16 protein-coding genes and 1 rRNA gene are annotated in these 14,570 nt (G+C 41.0%); 13 read left to right on the top strand and 4 right to left on the bottom strand.

Annotated features, from left to right (window positions below; genetic code table 11):
* Nucleotides 1–60 precede the first annotated feature (60 nt).
* From recX to BLL40_RS11600, 3 genes are all read left to right on the top strand, one after another.
* Nucleotides 61–852, top strand: a complete 792-nt coding sequence (gene recX, locus BLL40_RS11610) for a recombination regulator RecX (RefSeq protein ID WP_073712072.1) — start codon at nt 61–63, stop codon at nt 850–852.
* A 310-nt stretch (nt 853–1,162) separates the two neighbouring features.
* On the top strand, nt 1,163–1,480 hold the full coding sequence (locus BLL40_RS11605; RefSeq protein ID WP_073712071.1) for a YfhH family protein: 318 nt from the start codon (nt 1,163–1,165) through the stop codon (nt 1,478–1,480).
* Between the two features lie 17 nt (nt 1,481–1,497).
* On the top strand, nt 1,498–1,767 hold the full coding sequence (locus BLL40_RS11600) for a YfhJ family protein (RefSeq protein WP_073712070.1): 270 nt from the start codon (nt 1,498–1,500) through the stop codon (nt 1,765–1,767).
* On the opposite strand, the gene BLL40_RS11595 is transcribed toward BLL40_RS11600, so the two are convergent.
* Nucleotides 1,764–2,753 carry a metal-dependent hydrolase gene (locus BLL40_RS11595; RefSeq protein ID WP_073712069.1) on the bottom strand — a complete coding sequence of 330 codons (990 nt, stop codon included), beginning with the start codon at nt 2,751–2,753 and terminating at the stop codon, nt 1,764–1,766. The genes BLL40_RS11600 and BLL40_RS11595 overlap by 4 nt on opposite strands.
* A gap of 92 nt (nt 2,754–2,845) precedes the next feature.
* On the opposite strand from BLL40_RS11595, the gene mutY reads away from it, so the two are divergent.
* The 5 genes from mutY (at nt 2,846) to BLL40_RS11570 (ending at nt 7,773) form a co-directional block, all read left to right on the top strand.
* Entirely contained in the window at nt 2,846–3,934 is a 1,089-nt protein-coding gene (mutY, locus tag BLL40_RS11590; protein WP_073712068.1) for an A/G-specific adenine glycosylase, read from the top strand.
* The gene (fabL, locus tag BLL40_RS11585; protein WP_083566514.1) at nt 3,934–4,677 is read left to right on the top strand and encodes an enoyl-[acyl-carrier-protein] reductase FabL; all 744 of its coding nucleotides are present in this window, start codon (nt 3,934–3,936) and stop codon (nt 4,675–4,677) included. Before mutY ends, fabL begins: the two co-directional genes overlap by 1 nt.
* Before the next feature lie 94 nt (nt 4,678–4,771).
* Nucleotides 4,772–5,287 carry a gamma-type small acid-soluble spore protein gene (locus tag BLL40_RS18060; RefSeq protein WP_073712066.1) on the top strand — a complete coding sequence of 172 codons (516 nt, stop codon included), beginning with the start codon at nt 4,772–4,774 and terminating at the stop codon, nt 5,285–5,287.
* A gap of 151 nt (nt 5,288–5,438) precedes the next feature.
* Nucleotides 5,439–5,969, top strand: a complete 531-nt coding sequence (ntdP, locus tag BLL40_RS11575) for a nucleoside tri-diphosphate phosphatase (RefSeq protein WP_073712065.1) — start codon at nt 5,439–5,441, stop codon at nt 5,967–5,969.
* Nucleotides 5,970–6,024: 55 nt separating this feature from the next.
* Complete coding sequence (locus BLL40_RS11570) at nt 6,025–7,773, top strand: ABC transporter ATP-binding protein (protein ID WP_073712064.1); 1,749 nt, start codon at nt 6,025–6,027, stop codon at nt 7,771–7,773.
* A gap of 32 nt (nt 7,774–7,805) precedes the next feature.
* Here BLL40_RS11570 and BLL40_RS11565 read toward each other — a convergent pair whose 3' ends face one another.
* Nucleotides 7,806–8,882 (bottom strand): FUSC family protein, encoded by a 1,077-nt coding sequence (locus BLL40_RS11565; RefSeq protein WP_073712063.1) that lies wholly within the window; start codon nt 8,880–8,882, stop codon nt 7,806–7,808.
* A 164-nt stretch (nt 8,883–9,046) separates the two neighbouring features.
* Nucleotides 9,047–10,339, bottom strand: coding sequence for a glutamate-1-semialdehyde 2,1-aminomutase (locus BLL40_RS11560; protein WP_073712062.1), 1,293 nt, complete (start codon nt 10,337–10,339; stop codon nt 9,047–9,049).
* 162 nt (nt 10,340–10,501) lie between these two features.
* Here BLL40_RS11560 and bcp point away from each other — a divergent pair, with 162 nt between their 5' ends.
* The 3 genes from bcp to perR all read left to right on the top strand — a co-directional run bounded on the left by bcp (nt 10,502) and on the right by perR (nt 12,692).
* Nucleotides 10,502–10,972 carry a thioredoxin-dependent thiol peroxidase gene (bcp, locus tag BLL40_RS11555; protein WP_073712061.1) on the top strand — a complete coding sequence of 157 codons (471 nt, stop codon included), beginning with the start codon at nt 10,502–10,504 and terminating at the stop codon, nt 10,970–10,972.
* Nucleotides 10,973–11,164: 192 nt separating this feature from the next.
* Nucleotides 11,165–12,112, top strand: a complete 948-nt coding sequence (locus BLL40_RS11550) for a D-2-hydroxyacid dehydrogenase (RefSeq protein WP_073712060.1) — start codon at nt 11,165–11,167, stop codon at nt 12,110–12,112.
* Nucleotides 12,113–12,227: 115 nt separating this feature from the next.
* Nucleotides 12,228–12,692 carry a peroxide-responsive transcriptional repressor PerR gene (gene perR / locus BLL40_RS11545; RefSeq protein WP_095532845.1) on the top strand — a complete coding sequence of 155 codons (465 nt, stop codon included), beginning with the start codon at nt 12,228–12,230 and terminating at the stop codon, nt 12,690–12,692.
* A 34-nt stretch (nt 12,693–12,726) separates the two neighbouring features.
* On the opposite strand, the gene BLL40_RS11540 is transcribed toward perR, so the two are convergent.
* On the bottom strand, nt 12,727–13,095 hold the full coding sequence (locus BLL40_RS11540) for a YgzB family protein (RefSeq protein ID WP_073712058.1): 369 nt from the start codon (nt 13,093–13,095) through the stop codon (nt 12,727–12,729).
* A gap of 118 nt (nt 13,096–13,213) precedes the next feature.
* Here BLL40_RS11540 and BLL40_RS11535 point away from each other — a divergent pair, with 118 nt between their 5' ends.
* On the top strand, nt 13,214–14,089 hold the full coding sequence (locus BLL40_RS11535) for a nucleotidyltransferase-like protein (RefSeq protein WP_073712057.1): 876 nt from the start codon (nt 13,214–13,216) through the stop codon (nt 14,087–14,089).
* 293 nt (nt 14,090–14,382) lie between these two features.
* A 16S ribosomal RNA gene (locus BLL40_RS11530) occupies nt 14,383–14,570 on the top strand; the annotation flags it as partial.

Raw genomic sequence — 14,570 nt, 5'->3', positions numbered from 1 at the left:
CTTATATTACCTGATTCATAAAGAAAACAAACAAAACGAATGTGCGAAAAGGGAGTCTATATGCCTAAAATCACCAAAATATCTGTTCAGCAAAAACGGACAGACCGCTATAATATAGAAGTTGATGGGGATTATGCGTTTAGTGTTGATGAAGCTGTATTAATGGAGTTTAATCTTCGAAAAGGAAGCGAATTAACGAAAGCAGAAGTTGAAGAAATTCAAATTCGTGATGTTGTTCGAAAAGGCCTGAATGCCGCCATTAATTATTTATCGATCCGCATGCGTTCTGAAAAAGAAGTACTCGATTATTTGAAGAGAAAAGAAGTGGAACTAGATGCGGCTGAAGAAATTTTAATGCGTCTTCGCTCAATGAGTTATCTCAATGATGAACAGTTTGCGACCGCTTTTGTTAAAACGCAAATTCAAACGACTGATAAAGGTCCTTATCTTATTCAGCGTGAATTAAAAGAGAAAGGGATCAATGAAGAAATAGCGTCAAATGCAATGGAACAGTTTACAGAAGAAGCACAAATTGAAAAAGCGGCGAAGCTTTATGAAAAACAGCTAAAAAAATATAAAAGAGACTCGGCTTTTTTGCAAAAGAAAAAGGCTGAAGAACAAGTGATAACGAAAGGGTATTCTAGTTCGGTTATGAAACAAGCAGCATTTGAGGCTCTGCCGGATGAGGAGCAGGAAATGGAAGCACTCATGCATCAGGCGGAAAAAGCCCACCGCCGCTATCGATCCTATAAGCCATCAGAGTACAGACAAAAAATGAAGATGGCTTTATACAGAAAAGGCTTTGATTTTTCGGCGATTGATCAGGCGATTGAAAATCTCCAAAAAGAATAAAGTGAAACTTCATTCAGTGGGGGTTAGGTTCACATGATGTGAATCATGCAGACGTTGTTACAGGACGTGACGTTCTTAGTCTGCCTTCCTCTTAGCCCCCGCTGAATAAACAGGAACTCAGGTAAAGGGCGCCGCGTCCTGCGGCAATACCTGAGTGACCAGGCTCTGCCTGGCCCGAACCAATCGGGCTTTTACGGACAGTTGATCCCCCGCTCATCCTTCTTTTCTTTTCAAAGTCTTGAAGCGGGGGTCTTACTGCTCGTTAATGCGGAATAAAATGTTCTCTGGATTTAGAAAGGAAGTTATTTAGATGGAAAATGAAAAACGATATAGCGAAATGGCAGAAGTTGAATTAAAACAAGAAATTGCGCGTTTAAGAGAAAAGGCACGAAAGGCAGAGCAACTAGGTATTGTGAATGAGTTCGCCGTTTATGAACGGCGTGTGACAATGGCGCAGGCATATTTATTGAATCCTGATGAATTTAAGCCAGGCAAACTGTATGAATTAAAAACGGATCCAGGTCAGTATTTTAAAGTGGAATATATGAATGGTGTCTTTGCGTGGGGGTACCGCATGAGTGGTGATGGAAAAGAAGAAGGCATCCCTATATCATTATTAAATAAATAAAAGGAGTGAATCACTATATGGAAGCAATATTTCGAAAATTAACAGAGCGGCTGCTTGATACAAACAGCCTTTTGTCTGCGGCCCGTGCCCGCACATGGGTCGAACTACTTTGGGAAGACTTTGAGACAACGTACGCGAAGGCGGGGTATGATTATCAAGGGAAGGAAGCGACCGAAAAAGTCGTCACGCAGTGGATCGACAATTACGGTCCTAAGCTTCATGAATTTATGGCGAACAATCCAAAATATAAGCACCTGCTGGATGATTCAAGCGACGTGACACATTAACTTTGATCGATTTGTGGAAACGTGAGCTTTTTACGAAGTTTTTCTTCACTGAAAATCCAGCCAGTGTAAGATCCGATAATATTATAGTCCAAGTCGAGCTGTACGATGGCAACGAACGGATAATAGCCGTTATTCCGATAGCGCAGATCGATAAATTTCACTTCATAACAGTCGTTATATTCGGCAACTTCCCACCGATAAACAGGTGAAAAGTGAAGAAATGCGCCGAGATTGACATCTTTTTTTGCGGCTTCAAATAAAACCGATTCGGGCACAGGAACCCGCTTATATTTGTCGAGAATGGTTACGGAACGACGATAGCCGCGGGCAACATAAAAGTGTTCAAGCGATTTAACAGCAATACGCCACTGGTTAAAGCGGATCGTTGGTGCAATAATAATTTCCTCTGCATCTGGAATAAGACGACGTACTGCATTCCGAACGGCATTCTGCATTTGAAAGCGTAAAATGTAATAACCGATTAAGATCGCATAAATGACGATAAACGTGTAGCCGGGATGAAGACCGAATGCCCATAAGAGCAAGCCGATTACATGCATCGTAAAAATGAATGGGTCAAATGTGTTAATAACTCCAAGCGCGACCCAACGCGGTGAAAATGGTCTAAGTGCCTGTGTTCCGTACGCATTGAAAATATCCACAAACACGTGTAAAAAGACGGCAATTTGTGACCAGAACCACAAGTGGGATAGGTTAACATTTGGAAAAACGAGAAATAATATACCAGTAATTAAAAGCGGCCAGAGCACCACAGCGGGAACAGAATGTGTCGCACCGCGGTGATTGCGAATGTAAACCGCATTATTACGAAGTTTTAAAATGGTATCTATGTCAGGTGCCTGTGATCCAATAACTGCTGCTGTCATGACTGCATACTTTGTGGCGGGATCAGCAGTGACGATCGGGTCAAGCGTGGCAATCCCACAGAGAGCAAAGCCCATGACGATATGAGTACCTGTATCCAAAAAGGCAGCCTCCTTTACTAAAGAAATGTATATACATGTTATTCCCGATTGTTAGTCTATTGTAACATGTCGAAAAGCGAGGGACATTCAATATGTCAGAAAACCGTGCAATACAAAAGATGAATATTACGAAATTTCAACAAGATCTCGTCGATTGGTATGAAGCCGAGAAACGAGATCTTCCATGGCGGCATGAACGGGACCCATATAAAATATGGGTATCTGAAATTATGCTGCAGCAAACTCGGGTTGATACAGTTATTCCATATTTTAACCGGTTTATGGAACAGTTTCCGACAATTAATGCACTTGCCGGAGCAGATGAAGAAGATGTCATGAAAGCATGGGAAGGTCTCGGTTATTATTCCCGAGTTCGCAATTTGCAGTCTGCGGTAAAAGAAGTAGCTGAGAGTTATGGTGGGATTGTGCCAGAGAAAAAAGAAGACTTTTTATCATTAAAAGGTGTTGGCCCGTATACAGGAGGAGCTGTTCTAAGCATTGCCTACGGACTTCCGGAGCCAGCAGTGGACGGCAATGTTATGCGTGTCATCTCAAGGCTGCTCACCATTTGGGATGATATTGCGAAACCATCAACACGTAAAATTTTTGAGCGTGCTGTTGAAGAGTTAATGTATAAAGAAAACCCATCTTCATTCAACCAAGCATTAATGGAACTCGGTGCGATTATTTGCACACCGACATCGCCGTCCTGTCTTCTTTGCCCAGTACAAAACCATTGCCAGGCATTTGAAGAAGGCGTGCAACGCGAACTCCCGGTTAAAACGAAAAAAAAATCAGATAAAAAAGTTCACATGGGGGCGGTCGTTTTGACGACAAACGACGGCCGTATACTAATCGAAAAACGACCGGAATCAGGACTTCTTGCTAATTTATGGCAATTTCCGAATGTGGAATTGCCAGTTGGAACAAATCCGCGACGTGTACTCGAATCATTTATAGAAACGGAATATGATGTGAATGTGAAAGTGAATACGGAGAAAGCGACAGAGATTACACATGTGTTTTCCCATTTAACGTGGAACATTGATGTGTATACAGGTATTATTGAAGGCGAAGTTGAAAAAAAACGGTCGAAGTTCGTTAAAGAAGAAGAAGTGGAATCATTTGCTTTTTCAGTGTCGCATCAAAAAATTTGGAAGTACGTGAAGGGATTGAAATGATGAAAACAGCACTAGTGACAGGATCTAGCCGTGGCGTTGGCAAAGCAATTGCGATTGCACTTGCCAAACAAGGCTATGATATTGTCGTCAATTATGCGCGAAGTAAAGCAGCGGCAGAAGAAACAGCGACAGAAATTGAAGCGCTGGGCCGTCGTGCCTTAGTCATTAAAGCAAATGTCGGCGATATCAAAAAAATCAAAGGAATGTTTGAAATAATCGAGCAGGAATTTGGCCGTTTAGACGTATTTATTAATAACGCAGCATCAGGCGTTCAACGACCAATTATGGAACTGGAAGAAAAACATTGGGATTGGACGATGGATATTAACAGCAAAGCGCTGTTATTTTGTGCAAAAGAAGCTGCAAAGATGATGGAAAAAAGTGGTGGTGGCTCAATTGTCAGCATCAGCTCGCTTGGCGCAATCCGTTATTTGAAAAATTACACAGCAGTTGGGGTGTCAAAAGCAGCAGTCGAAGCGTTAACACGTTATTTATCGGTTGAACTTTCTAGGCAAAATATTGTCGTCAATGCTGTATCCGGTGGTGCCATTGATACGGAAGCGCTGAGGCATTTTCCGAACCGTGACGATATTTTAGAAGATGCGAAACAAAATACACCGGCGGGTCGAATTGTCGAAATGGATGATATTGTGCAGACGGTGCTGTTTTTAATCTCGCCAGGGGCATTTATGATTCGAGGCCAAACCATTATTATCGATGGAGGCCGCTCATTGCTTGTTTAAATTTTCAAGAATAATTTGTAGCCAATACGGTCAAGATAGTCAGCGTGGAGATAAAAAACCACGAGGATGAAATAACCGTAAAGGTGGGAACAACATGAACAATAACCGTAATAAAACAAAAGCCGGTACGAATATTAACCATGTGAAAAAACAAAATGCAGCATCAGCTCAAGGACAGCAGTATCAAACAGAATTTGCAGCAGAAACAAATGCGCAAGAATTAAGACAACAAAATGCAGCATCAGCTCAAGCACGGCGTAATCAAAATGCAGCGTCAAATGTAAATCAGCAATACGCTGCAGAATTCGCATCGGAAACAAACGCACAAGAAGTAAGACAACAAAATACAGCATCAGCTCAAGCACGACGTAATCAGAATGCAGCATCAAATGTAAATCAGCAATACGCTGCAGAATTTGCATCGGAAACAAATGCACAAGAAGTAAGACAACAAAATGCAGCATCAGCTCAAGGACAGCGTAATCAGAATACAGCGTCAAATGTAAATCAGCAATACGCTGCAGAATTTGCATCGGAAACGGATGTGCAGCAAGTGAAAAAACAAAATGCGCAATCCCAAGCACGTAAAAAAAATTCATCTTCTAATTAATAAAAGAATGTAAATGAAGCTCTGGCCAAATGGCCGGGGCTTCATTTGTTTTCATTTCTGCCGTAAATCGGTATAATAAGACATGAATGTTTCACCGTCCGTGCAAAAGGAAATAGAAAAAGCACGCGACGCTAGAAAGTAGGGGACAACGATGGCGATTCCTGCAGAAGGTGAATCAGTGCAGATTCACAGTTACAAACATAATGGCCACATTCATCGGGTGTGGGAAGAAACAGTTGTCGTAAAAGCAACTGAAAATATTGTGATTGGCGGAAATGACCGGACGATTGTAACAGAATCAGATGGACGAACATGGGTCACACGGGAGCCGGCGATCTGTTATTTTCACACACGTAAATGGTTTAATGTAATCGGAATGCTCCGTGCAGACGGTATTCATTACTATTGCAACATTAGTTCACCGTTCGTGTTTGACCAAGGTGCGCTCAAGTATATTGATTACGACCTTGACGTAAAGGTTTTCCCGGATATGACCTACATTTTACTTGATGAAGACGAGTACAGACAGCACAGCCGTGAAATGAATTATCCGGAAGTGATTGATAAAATTTTACGACGTAATATGGATCACTTGCTGACCTTAATTGAACAACAGAAAGGTCCATTTACGCCTGGTTTTATTGACCGATGGTACGGAAAGTATTCACAATTGTGCCGCTGAATGCCTGTTGAGGATTCAACAGGTTTTTTCGTTGTTTAGAAAAGGAGGCAGTTAGATGGGGGTTATTAAAAGATATATGCAATTTGTCAAACCATACAAATGGCCAATTGCTGGTACATTATTAATTGGTATTGTTAAATTTGGCATTCCACTTTTGCTTCCGATCATCATCAAATATGTCATTGATGACATTATCGGCAACGGGGCAATGACGATAGTGGAGAAAAAAAATCAGCTATACTGGCTGATCGGCATGATGCTCGTTTTATTTGTCATTGTCCGTTATCCGGTTGAGTATTACCGTCAGTATTTTGCCCAGTGGACAGGCAGTAAAATTTTATATGACATTCGTGACCGGCTATTTGCGCATATTCAGCAGCTTAGTTTTAAATATTATGCAAATACAAGAGCTGGCGAAGTTATTTCCCGTATCATTAATGATGTGGAGCAGACAAAAAACTTTGTCATTACCGGGCTGATGAACGTCTGGCTTGACGGTGCGACAATTGTGATAGCAGCAGCTATTATGATGACAATGGACGTAAAATTGACACTTGTTGCACTGATTGTCTTTCCATTTTATGCATTGTCCGTTAAATACTTTTTCGGAAACTTGCGCCATTTAACGCGTGTCCGCTCACAGGCACTCGCAGAAGTGCAAAGTCATTTGCATGAGCGCGTGCAAGGAATGTCAGTCATTAAAAGCTTCGCCATTGAACCAGTTGAGCAGGAGCGTTTCCAAAAACATAATCAAAACTTTTTGCAAAAAGCACTTAATCAGACGGCCTGGAATGCGAAGGCTTTTGCAGTCGTCAACACGATTACTGATATTGCACCGCTCCTTGTCATTGGGTATGCGGGTGTGCAAGTTATTGAAGGAAATTTAACAGTCGGTACAATGGCAGCTTTTATTGCGTATATTGACCGTCTTTATAATCCGCTTCGCCGCCTTGTCAATTCATCGACAACACTCACACAAGCCATTGCATCAATGGACCGCATGTTTGAATTGCTTGATGAAAAATATGATGTGACCGATAAAAAAGATGCGATTGAATGCCATAATGTGGACGGGGACCTTGTTTTTGACCATGTTGAATTTCAATATGACGAAGAAAATGCTCCTGTTTTACGTGATGTTCATTTACATGTGAAGGCTGGGGAGACCGTGGCACTTGTTGGGATGAGCGGTGGCGGAAAATCATCGTTGGTTAGCCTTATTCCCCGTTTTTACGATGTAACAGGCGGCCGTATTTTACTTGATGGGACGGATATTCGTGACTTTGAAGTACGATCGCTGCGAGATAAAATCGGGATGGTTTTACAGGACAATATATTGTTCAGTGAGTCGGTGCGGGAAAATATTTTACTTGGCCGGCCGGATGCGACGAAAGAAGATGTTGTTGCTGCCGCAAAAGCGGCCAATGCGCATGATTTTATTATGGCACTTCCAGAAGGATATGAAACAAAAGTGGGTGAGCGGGGTGTGAAGCTGTCCGGCGGTCAAAAGCAGCGTGTGGCCATTGCACGTGTATTTTTGAAAAATCCACCATTGCTTATTTTAGATGAAGCTACATCGGCGCTTGATTTAGAAAGTGAACATTTAATTCAAGAGGCCATTGAAAAACTGGCCAAAACACGGACGACATTCATCGTTGCGCACCGTTTGTCAACGATCACGCATGCAGATCGAATTATTTTAATTGAACATGGTGAAGTGATCGAAGACGGTACACATGTAGAATTAATGAAGAAACAGGGTGGCTACTGGAAACTGTTTCAGGTGCAGCAATTGGATCATTAGAAAGCCATGCCGGCAACCGGCATGGCTTTTGATCACTCTTCTTCATACTCAGGTACTTCATCATCTTTGTGATATTTATAAAAGCTCGTCATTAAATGATCGAGATGCTCCAGTTTTTCGCCGTATTCGAGAATAGATGAAACGATATGAAGCAGACGAATCGACGACGCTATTTCTTCTTCATTCCTTTTATAAATCTTATCCGCAAATAGATACATAAATTCATCGCGGCTCATGAACGGTTCAAATAAATTTTCTGACGTTTCTGTCTTTTTTGCTTTACCGATAAAACGAAGCAGCAAATGCTCATGATAGCTGATCAGACAGTCAAGATGATCCTGTAAGGTCCGCTGCAGGTTAGGATTTAAATGGTGCAGTTCATTTTCAGATTGATTAAGTCTTTGTAAAATATCCAAGCTTCGGCGAGTCGTTAAAATCAATTTTCTATACAAAACGATTTTTCTTTTTTTTGCCCGGAGGTCTTTTTTGAAAGGCGTACGATCTTCTTTATACAATAAAAACATTTGGTCAATTTTCAGGATCTTTTCACGCTGTTTGATCATGTCTTTTTTCAACAAAGGAGATTCAGAAGCATTACGTGACGTAAGACGAATCCACATTAAAATATCTTCTGTTACTTGATTAATTGAAAAAAACAATTTTGTTTCATATTTCGGTGGCAAAAAGACGAGGTTGACGAGAAATGATGATGCAACACCGATCGAAATATTAAACAGACGAATCAATGAAAACTGCACAAACTGGTCATTTTGTACTTCCATAATGGCGATGATCGTTACAAGAGCAAGGCCGACAGATTTTTCAAGATTAAATTTCAGCAGAAGAATAATTGCAATAATCGATGCCAGGCCAACAATAATAATATGATTACCGAACAATAAAACGAATAAAATCGCAATGCCAGCACCTATAATATTCGCTTGAATTTGTTCAATAACGGTTAAATAGGAGCGGTAAATATTTGGCTGGATAGCAAAGACAGCCGCAATCCCAGCGAAAACTGGTGAAGGCAATTCAAGAAACTCTGCTATGTAAAGCGCTAAAACAATGGCAATTCCCGTTTTGAAAATGCGGGCACCAAGCTTCATTTTATAAAAAGCTTCCTTTCTGATAATACTGTATTTACGTCTGTTTACTACGCTTGCCGGCAAATCAAACAAACTGTACTATACAACGGATAGGGTGGGAAATCAAGCGAAAGAACAAATAAAAAGACAGGCGCCCGTTTTAATGGACGCCTGTCCGTTTATTTTTAGTTTGTTAAGGCAATGAAAGCTTCTTCCGCTATTTGAATCGTTTTGCGAATGTCCTCTTCTGTATGTGCAGTTGTTAAAAACCAGGCTTCATATTTAGATGGAGCTAAATTAACACCACGGCGTAGCATTTCTTTAAAGAAGTGAGCGAACTGTTCACCGTCTGTCGCTTCTGCCTGATCATAGTTTTCCACTTTTTGATCAGTGAAATAAATGGTGAGAGCACCTTTTAGACGGTTGATCGTCACTGTCACGCCAGCTTTTTTTGCGGCATTCATTAATCCATCTTCTAAAATCGCTCCGAGCCGATCAAGTTCATCGTATACGCCGTCCTGCTCGATAATTTCCAAACAGGCAATGCCAGCAAGCATTGATGCAGGGTTACCGGCCATCGTTCCGGCTTGATACGCTGGTCCGAGCGGCGCGACACTTTCCATAATATCTGCTCGGCCGCCATATGCACCAATTGGTAATCCACCGCCAATAATTTTGCCGAGAGCTGTTAAATCAGGTGTAATGCCAAGCAGGTCTTGTGCACCTCCGTACATAAAACGGAACGCTGAAATGACTTCATCAAAAATGAGAAGAGCGCCTGCTTCGTGCGTCAGCCTTTTCACTTCTTCTAAAAAACCTTTATTCGGTTGGACAATGCCGAAGTTACCAACAATGGGCTCAATCATCACAGCTGCTACATTGTCGCCCCATTTTTCAAGCGCTTCTTTTAATGGTTCTGTTTTATTAAAGGGTACGGTAATGACTTCCTGGGCGATGCTTTTAGGTACACCGGCAGAATCAGGTGTGCCAAGAGTCGATGGCCCGCTGCCGGCTGCCACAAGGACAAGGTCAGAATGTCCATGATAACAGCCAGCAAATTTAATAATTTTATCGCGCCCCGTATACGCCCTTGCTACACGGATTGTTGTCATGACCGCTTCTGTGCCGCTGTTGACAAAGCGAACTTTGTCGAGGGCCGGCATCGCACGCTTCAGTTTTTTGGCAAATGTCACTTCATGCTGTGTCGGCGTTCCGAATAAAACGCCAGTTTGCGCGGCTTGTGTAATTGCTTCCGTAATGTGAGGATGCGCATGGCCAGTAATAATCGGTCCATATGCGGCAAGATAGTCGATATATTTATTGCCATCTACATCATAAAAATACGCACCGTCTCCGCGATCCATCGCCACCGGTGCGCCGCCGCCGACTGCCTTGTACGATCGTGACGGACTGTTTACTCCGCCGACAATATGTTTAAGTGCTTCTTCATGTAAAACATCCGACTTAGAAAAATTCATTCTATTATAAAGCCTCCTGATTAAATCGTCTTTTTCTATTGTAATCCTCATTAAAAAAGGAATCAATCATGATCCAAGATTAAAGGAGCGGCGTTGTGTGAACATGAAGTTGCCATTTTTCAGCAGATTCGCTACTCTTAAAAGAAAAAGGGGAGATTTATCATGGCGGAATTAACAGGACAGCCGGCACCGATATTTACGTTGCCGGATCAGAATGGAGATATGGTAAATATCGCAGATTTTAAAGGGAAAAATGTCTTGCTTTATTTTTATCCGAAAGATATGACACCGGGATGTACGACCGAAGCATGTGATTTCCGTGATCAATACAGTGAATTCTCAACATTAGAAACGGTAATTCTAGGCATTAGTCCAGATCCTGCAGCACGCCATCAAAAGTTTATTGAAAAACATAGACTTCCATTTACACTGCTTGCGGACGAAGATCAGGTAGCAGCAGCATTGTATGGTGTATGGACACTGAAGAAAAACTTTGGGAAAGAATATATGGGCATTGAGCGATCAACATTTTTAATTAATAAAGAAGGTATCGTTGCAAAAGAGTGGCGAAAAGTACGTGTAAAAGGACATGTGGAAAAAACGTTACAGGCTGTGAAAGAACTAAATGAATGAAGGAACGTTAAATCGTTTTCACACTTAATCTTAAAAAAACATAAGTATTCAATTAATATCAGCATTTTCTATTATTTATTATTTTTACTAATCATTTTCAAAGGAGGTGAATCCTGGTTATATTTCGAACATATCATGTTCTACGAAGATATGTGATGATTTTTCATATTGTAACTTAACCAGGATAAACGGGTGAACATTGTCTTTACATTTCGTCCGCCACGGACCATTCAAGCGGATATTCAAAGGAAATTTTCAGAGGAATCTTTTTCATTCTATAAAAATATAAAGGAAGCGAATGATGTGTTGCAAGATGCTGAAATAATTGTCACATTCGGCACCGATTTGACGGAAGACATAATCGGGCAGTGCCGGTCGTTAAAGTGGATTATGGTCGCATCTGCGGGTATTGAGGACATGCCACTTGGAGCAATTGAAGATCGAGATATCTTTGTGACAACTTCACGTGGTATCCATAAAATACCGATGGCGGAATTCACCCTCGGTTTGATGCTAAATCACGTTAAACGTTTTCCGGAACTCAGTGTGTTGGAAAAATCAGAGACGTGGAATAAAGAGTTGCCATTACAGGAACTGGCGGGAAAAGAAGTGGCTATTCTTGGTACGGGGGCAATTGGTCAAGAAATTGCCCGTTTATGCAAAGCATTTCGGATGACAACAGCAGGCGTCAATCGAAGCGGGCGTTCTGTTGATGAATTTGATCGTATTTTTCAAATGAGCGAATTAGAGGAAGCCGTGAAGGAAGCGGACTTTGTCATTGGGGTTTTGCCGAGTACGCCTGAGACAGTTGGTGTGTTGCATCGGGAGCATTTTGAAGCGATGAAGCAGACAGCGGCATTTATTAGTATTGGCCGGGGCGATGTCGTATCAGAGCATATACTGTTGTCAGCTATTAATGATGAGGAAATTGCACATGCGTATCTTGATGTGTTTGCGCTTGAACCGCTACCAGAAGGCCATCCGTTTTGGCGTCATGGAAACATGACGGTTACACCACACATATCAAGCATTACGAAAGCATATATTCCACGGGCAATGGCGATTTTTGAACATAACTTAATCTGTTTCAAAGAGGGGGGAGATTATCAAAATATTCTTGATATCAGGAAAGGGTATTAATTGAGAGTCGACGCTCAGCTGGTTATTCTTTTTCATTGACAAACATGGGTTTCTGTTAGTACACTGTTTATAAGGATTATAAAGTAACATTCCTTATCAGGAAGAAAAGAGGTGCATGTTGATGTCACACACACATGTCCATGAATCACATGAGCAGTTGAAAGACGCACTTGACACGCTGAAGCAGACGGGTGTTCGTATTACACCGCAGCGTCATGCAATTCTTGAATTTCTAGTCGATTCAATGACACATCCAACGGCTGACGATATTTATAAAGCACTTGAAGGAACGTTTCCTAACATGAGTGTTGCGACTGTATACAATAATTTGCGCGTATTCCGAGAAATAGGTCTTGTGAGAGAATTGACGTACGGGGATACATCAAGCCGGTTTGATTTCATTACGACTGAACATTATCATGTCATTTGCGAATCATGCAACAAAATTGTGGATTTTCACTATCCGGGTTTGGATGAAGTTGAACAGTTCGCATCTCATGTTACGGGCTTTGAAATTAGTCATCACCGAATGGAGATTTACGGAAGATGCCCAGACTGCAGCAATAAAGATTTGCATTAAAAAACCTCCAATCCCAAATCGGGATGGAGGTTTTTCATGCATTTGGGTGGTCTAAATTTTTTTTCTGGTTGTAATTTTCGTCAAACTCTTTCCCTTCAAGTGTTTGATCGAGTGTCAAAGGTTCGTTGCAGTACATGCAAATATCGACGCGGCCGAGCACTTTTGTCGGCTTTCCGCAAGTAGGGCACACAACTTGCACCGCTCTCGTTGATAGCATGCCAATCCAAAAATACACAACAGTGCTTAAAATAATACAGAGAAGACCAAGCAACATAAAAATAGACATTACGAGAAAATTTTCACGGAAGAAAATTCCCCCGTACATGACAACGAATCCGATGAAAACAAGACTCAACGCAAATGTGCGTATTTTATTAATTTTACTTGAATACTTTTTTGCCATCGTTTCAACCTCCTATTCATCACTATATCATATTTCCCTTATATTTTACGGCAGGTATTCGACAATATTTGTCGAAGCTTAACTGAACGAACGTTTAAATTGTCTGGAGGAATATATTGTGGAAGATCTTCTTCGCCCGTTGTATCAAGAAAGAACAAGTCAACAAAATACACTCGGTGTTTTAGTTGCTGAGAGAATTGAACAAAATAATGCATTCACTGAAAATTTTGATTCCATTCTTCTGATTATCGTGCATGAAGCAGAGGAGGCTGTATTTACAAAACATTATGTCGACTGCAATGAAAAAACGGCGTCCATGTACATTGTAACAGAAAATCAATTAAAAGAATGGCTTCTTTTAGGCACAAATCGTAAAGTGATTGAATGGCTGTATCATGGCCGTATATTGTTTGATCGAAATGAATACGTTCATGAATTAAAAATTGAAATGCGTGAGTTCCCTTTTTATGGACGGAAAATTAAGATGACGATTGAGTTTGCTAAGCTGATTAAACGCTATACAGATGGGAAAGCTTTCTTTAAGGACGGACATTATCTTGACGCATATAATCATGTTATGCATTCGCTACATCATCTCGCCAGATTATCAATTATCGAAAATGGCTATTATCCAGAGTTGACTGTATGGAATCAAGTTCATCATATTGAGCCGGAGATTTATAAGTTATATGAAGAGTTACTGACAAGCGACGAAGATTTGAAGAAAAGACTAGAGCTTCTTTTTTTAGCGAGCGAGTTTTTAATTCATTCACGTACAGAAAAAGGAGCCGATCATTTACTATTTCTTATGAAGGAAAAAGAATGGTGGAGCATTAATGAACTTTTAAATCATAGAGAAGTTATGCATTATTCTGTTGATCTGGTTACACTAATGGAGTATCTAATTGAGCGGCAGCTTGTGCGGGTTGTATCCGTTCAAACAAAAGGACAAGGGGTTTTCCACCGGTATTATCAGCTTCATAAAGAAAGTTAATTTTTTTTGAAATAAAGTATTGACCAAGGTTATTTCAAGTGTTATATTAATAAGCGTCGCTGTTAGCAGTATAACAAACAGACGAGAAAATAAATTTGAAATAAACCTTGACCAATTTGATTCAGATTGGTATAATGTGAAAGTCGTTGTTTTGATTTTTCAAACAAGGGCACTAGGACATAATTGAACATTGAAAACTGAACAAAATCAATAAAAACGTCAACGTTTTAGTTTTAAATTTTATCTGGCAGATGCTTGTCATCTGCAGATAAACAAATGAGCAAGTCAAACACTTTTTGGAGAGTTTGATCCTGGCTCAGGACGAACGCTGGCGGCGTGCCTAATACATGCAAGTCGAGCGAATCTAAAGGAGCTTGCTCCTTTAGATTAGCGGCGGACGGGTGAGTCACACGTGGGCAACCTGCCCTGCAGATTGGGATAACTCCGGGAAACCGTGGCTAATACCGAATAATATCGAAGA

The sequence above is a fragment of the Domibacillus mangrovi genome (assembly GCF_001906925.1).
Taxonomy (GTDB): Bacteria; Bacillota; Bacilli; order Bacillales; family Domibacillaceae; genus Domibacillus; species Domibacillus mangrovi.
The sequence above is the reverse complement of the archived record's forward strand: the minus strand, read 5'-3'. Positions and strand labels throughout refer to the sequence as shown.

What these genes read in the sequence shown, in the direction of transcription:
- recX (WP_073712072.1), top strand. Translation starts at nt 61, where the DNA reads ATGCCTAAAATCACCAAAATATCTGTTCAGCAAAAACGGACAGACCGC.
- BLL40_RS11605 (WP_073712071.1), top strand. Translation starts at nt 1,163, where the DNA reads ATGGAAAATGAAAAACGATATAGCGAAATGGCAGAAGTTGAATTAAAA.
- BLL40_RS11600 (WP_073712070.1), top strand. Translation starts at nt 1,498, where the DNA reads ATGGAAGCAATATTTCGAAAATTAACAGAGCGGCTGCTTGATACAAAC.
- mutY (WP_073712068.1), top strand. Translation starts at nt 2,846, where the DNA reads ATGTCAGAAAACCGTGCAATACAAAAGATGAATATTACGAAATTTCAA.
- fabL (WP_083566514.1), top strand. Translation starts at nt 3,934, where the DNA reads ATGAAAACAGCACTAGTGACAGGATCTAGCCGTGGCGTTGGCAAAGCA.
- BLL40_RS18060 (WP_073712066.1), top strand. Translation starts at nt 4,772, where the DNA reads ATGAACAATAACCGTAATAAAACAAAAGCCGGTACGAATATTAACCAT.
- ntdP (WP_073712065.1), top strand. Translation starts at nt 5,439, where the DNA reads ATGGCGATTCCTGCAGAAGGTGAATCAGTGCAGATTCACAGTTACAAA.
- BLL40_RS11570 (WP_073712064.1), top strand. Translation starts at nt 6,025, where the DNA reads ATGGGGGTTATTAAAAGATATATGCAATTTGTCAAACCATACAAATGG.
- BLL40_RS11565 (WP_073712063.1), bottom strand. Translation starts at nt 8,882, where the DNA reads ATGAAGCTTGGTGCCCGCATTTTCAAAACGGGAATTGCCATTGTTTTA.
- BLL40_RS11560 (WP_073712062.1), bottom strand. Translation starts at nt 10,339, where the DNA reads ATGAATTTTTCTAAGTCGGATGTTTTACATGAAGAAGCACTTAAACAT.
- bcp (WP_073712061.1), top strand. Translation starts at nt 10,502, where the DNA reads ATGGCGGAATTAACAGGACAGCCGGCACCGATATTTACGTTGCCGGAT.
- perR (WP_095532845.1), top strand. Translation starts at nt 12,228, where the DNA reads ATGTTGATGTCACACACACATGTCCATGAATCACATGAGCAGTTGAAA.
- BLL40_RS11540 (WP_073712058.1), bottom strand. Translation starts at nt 13,095, where the DNA reads ATGGCAAAAAAGTATTCAAGTAAAATTAATAAAATACGCACATTTGCG.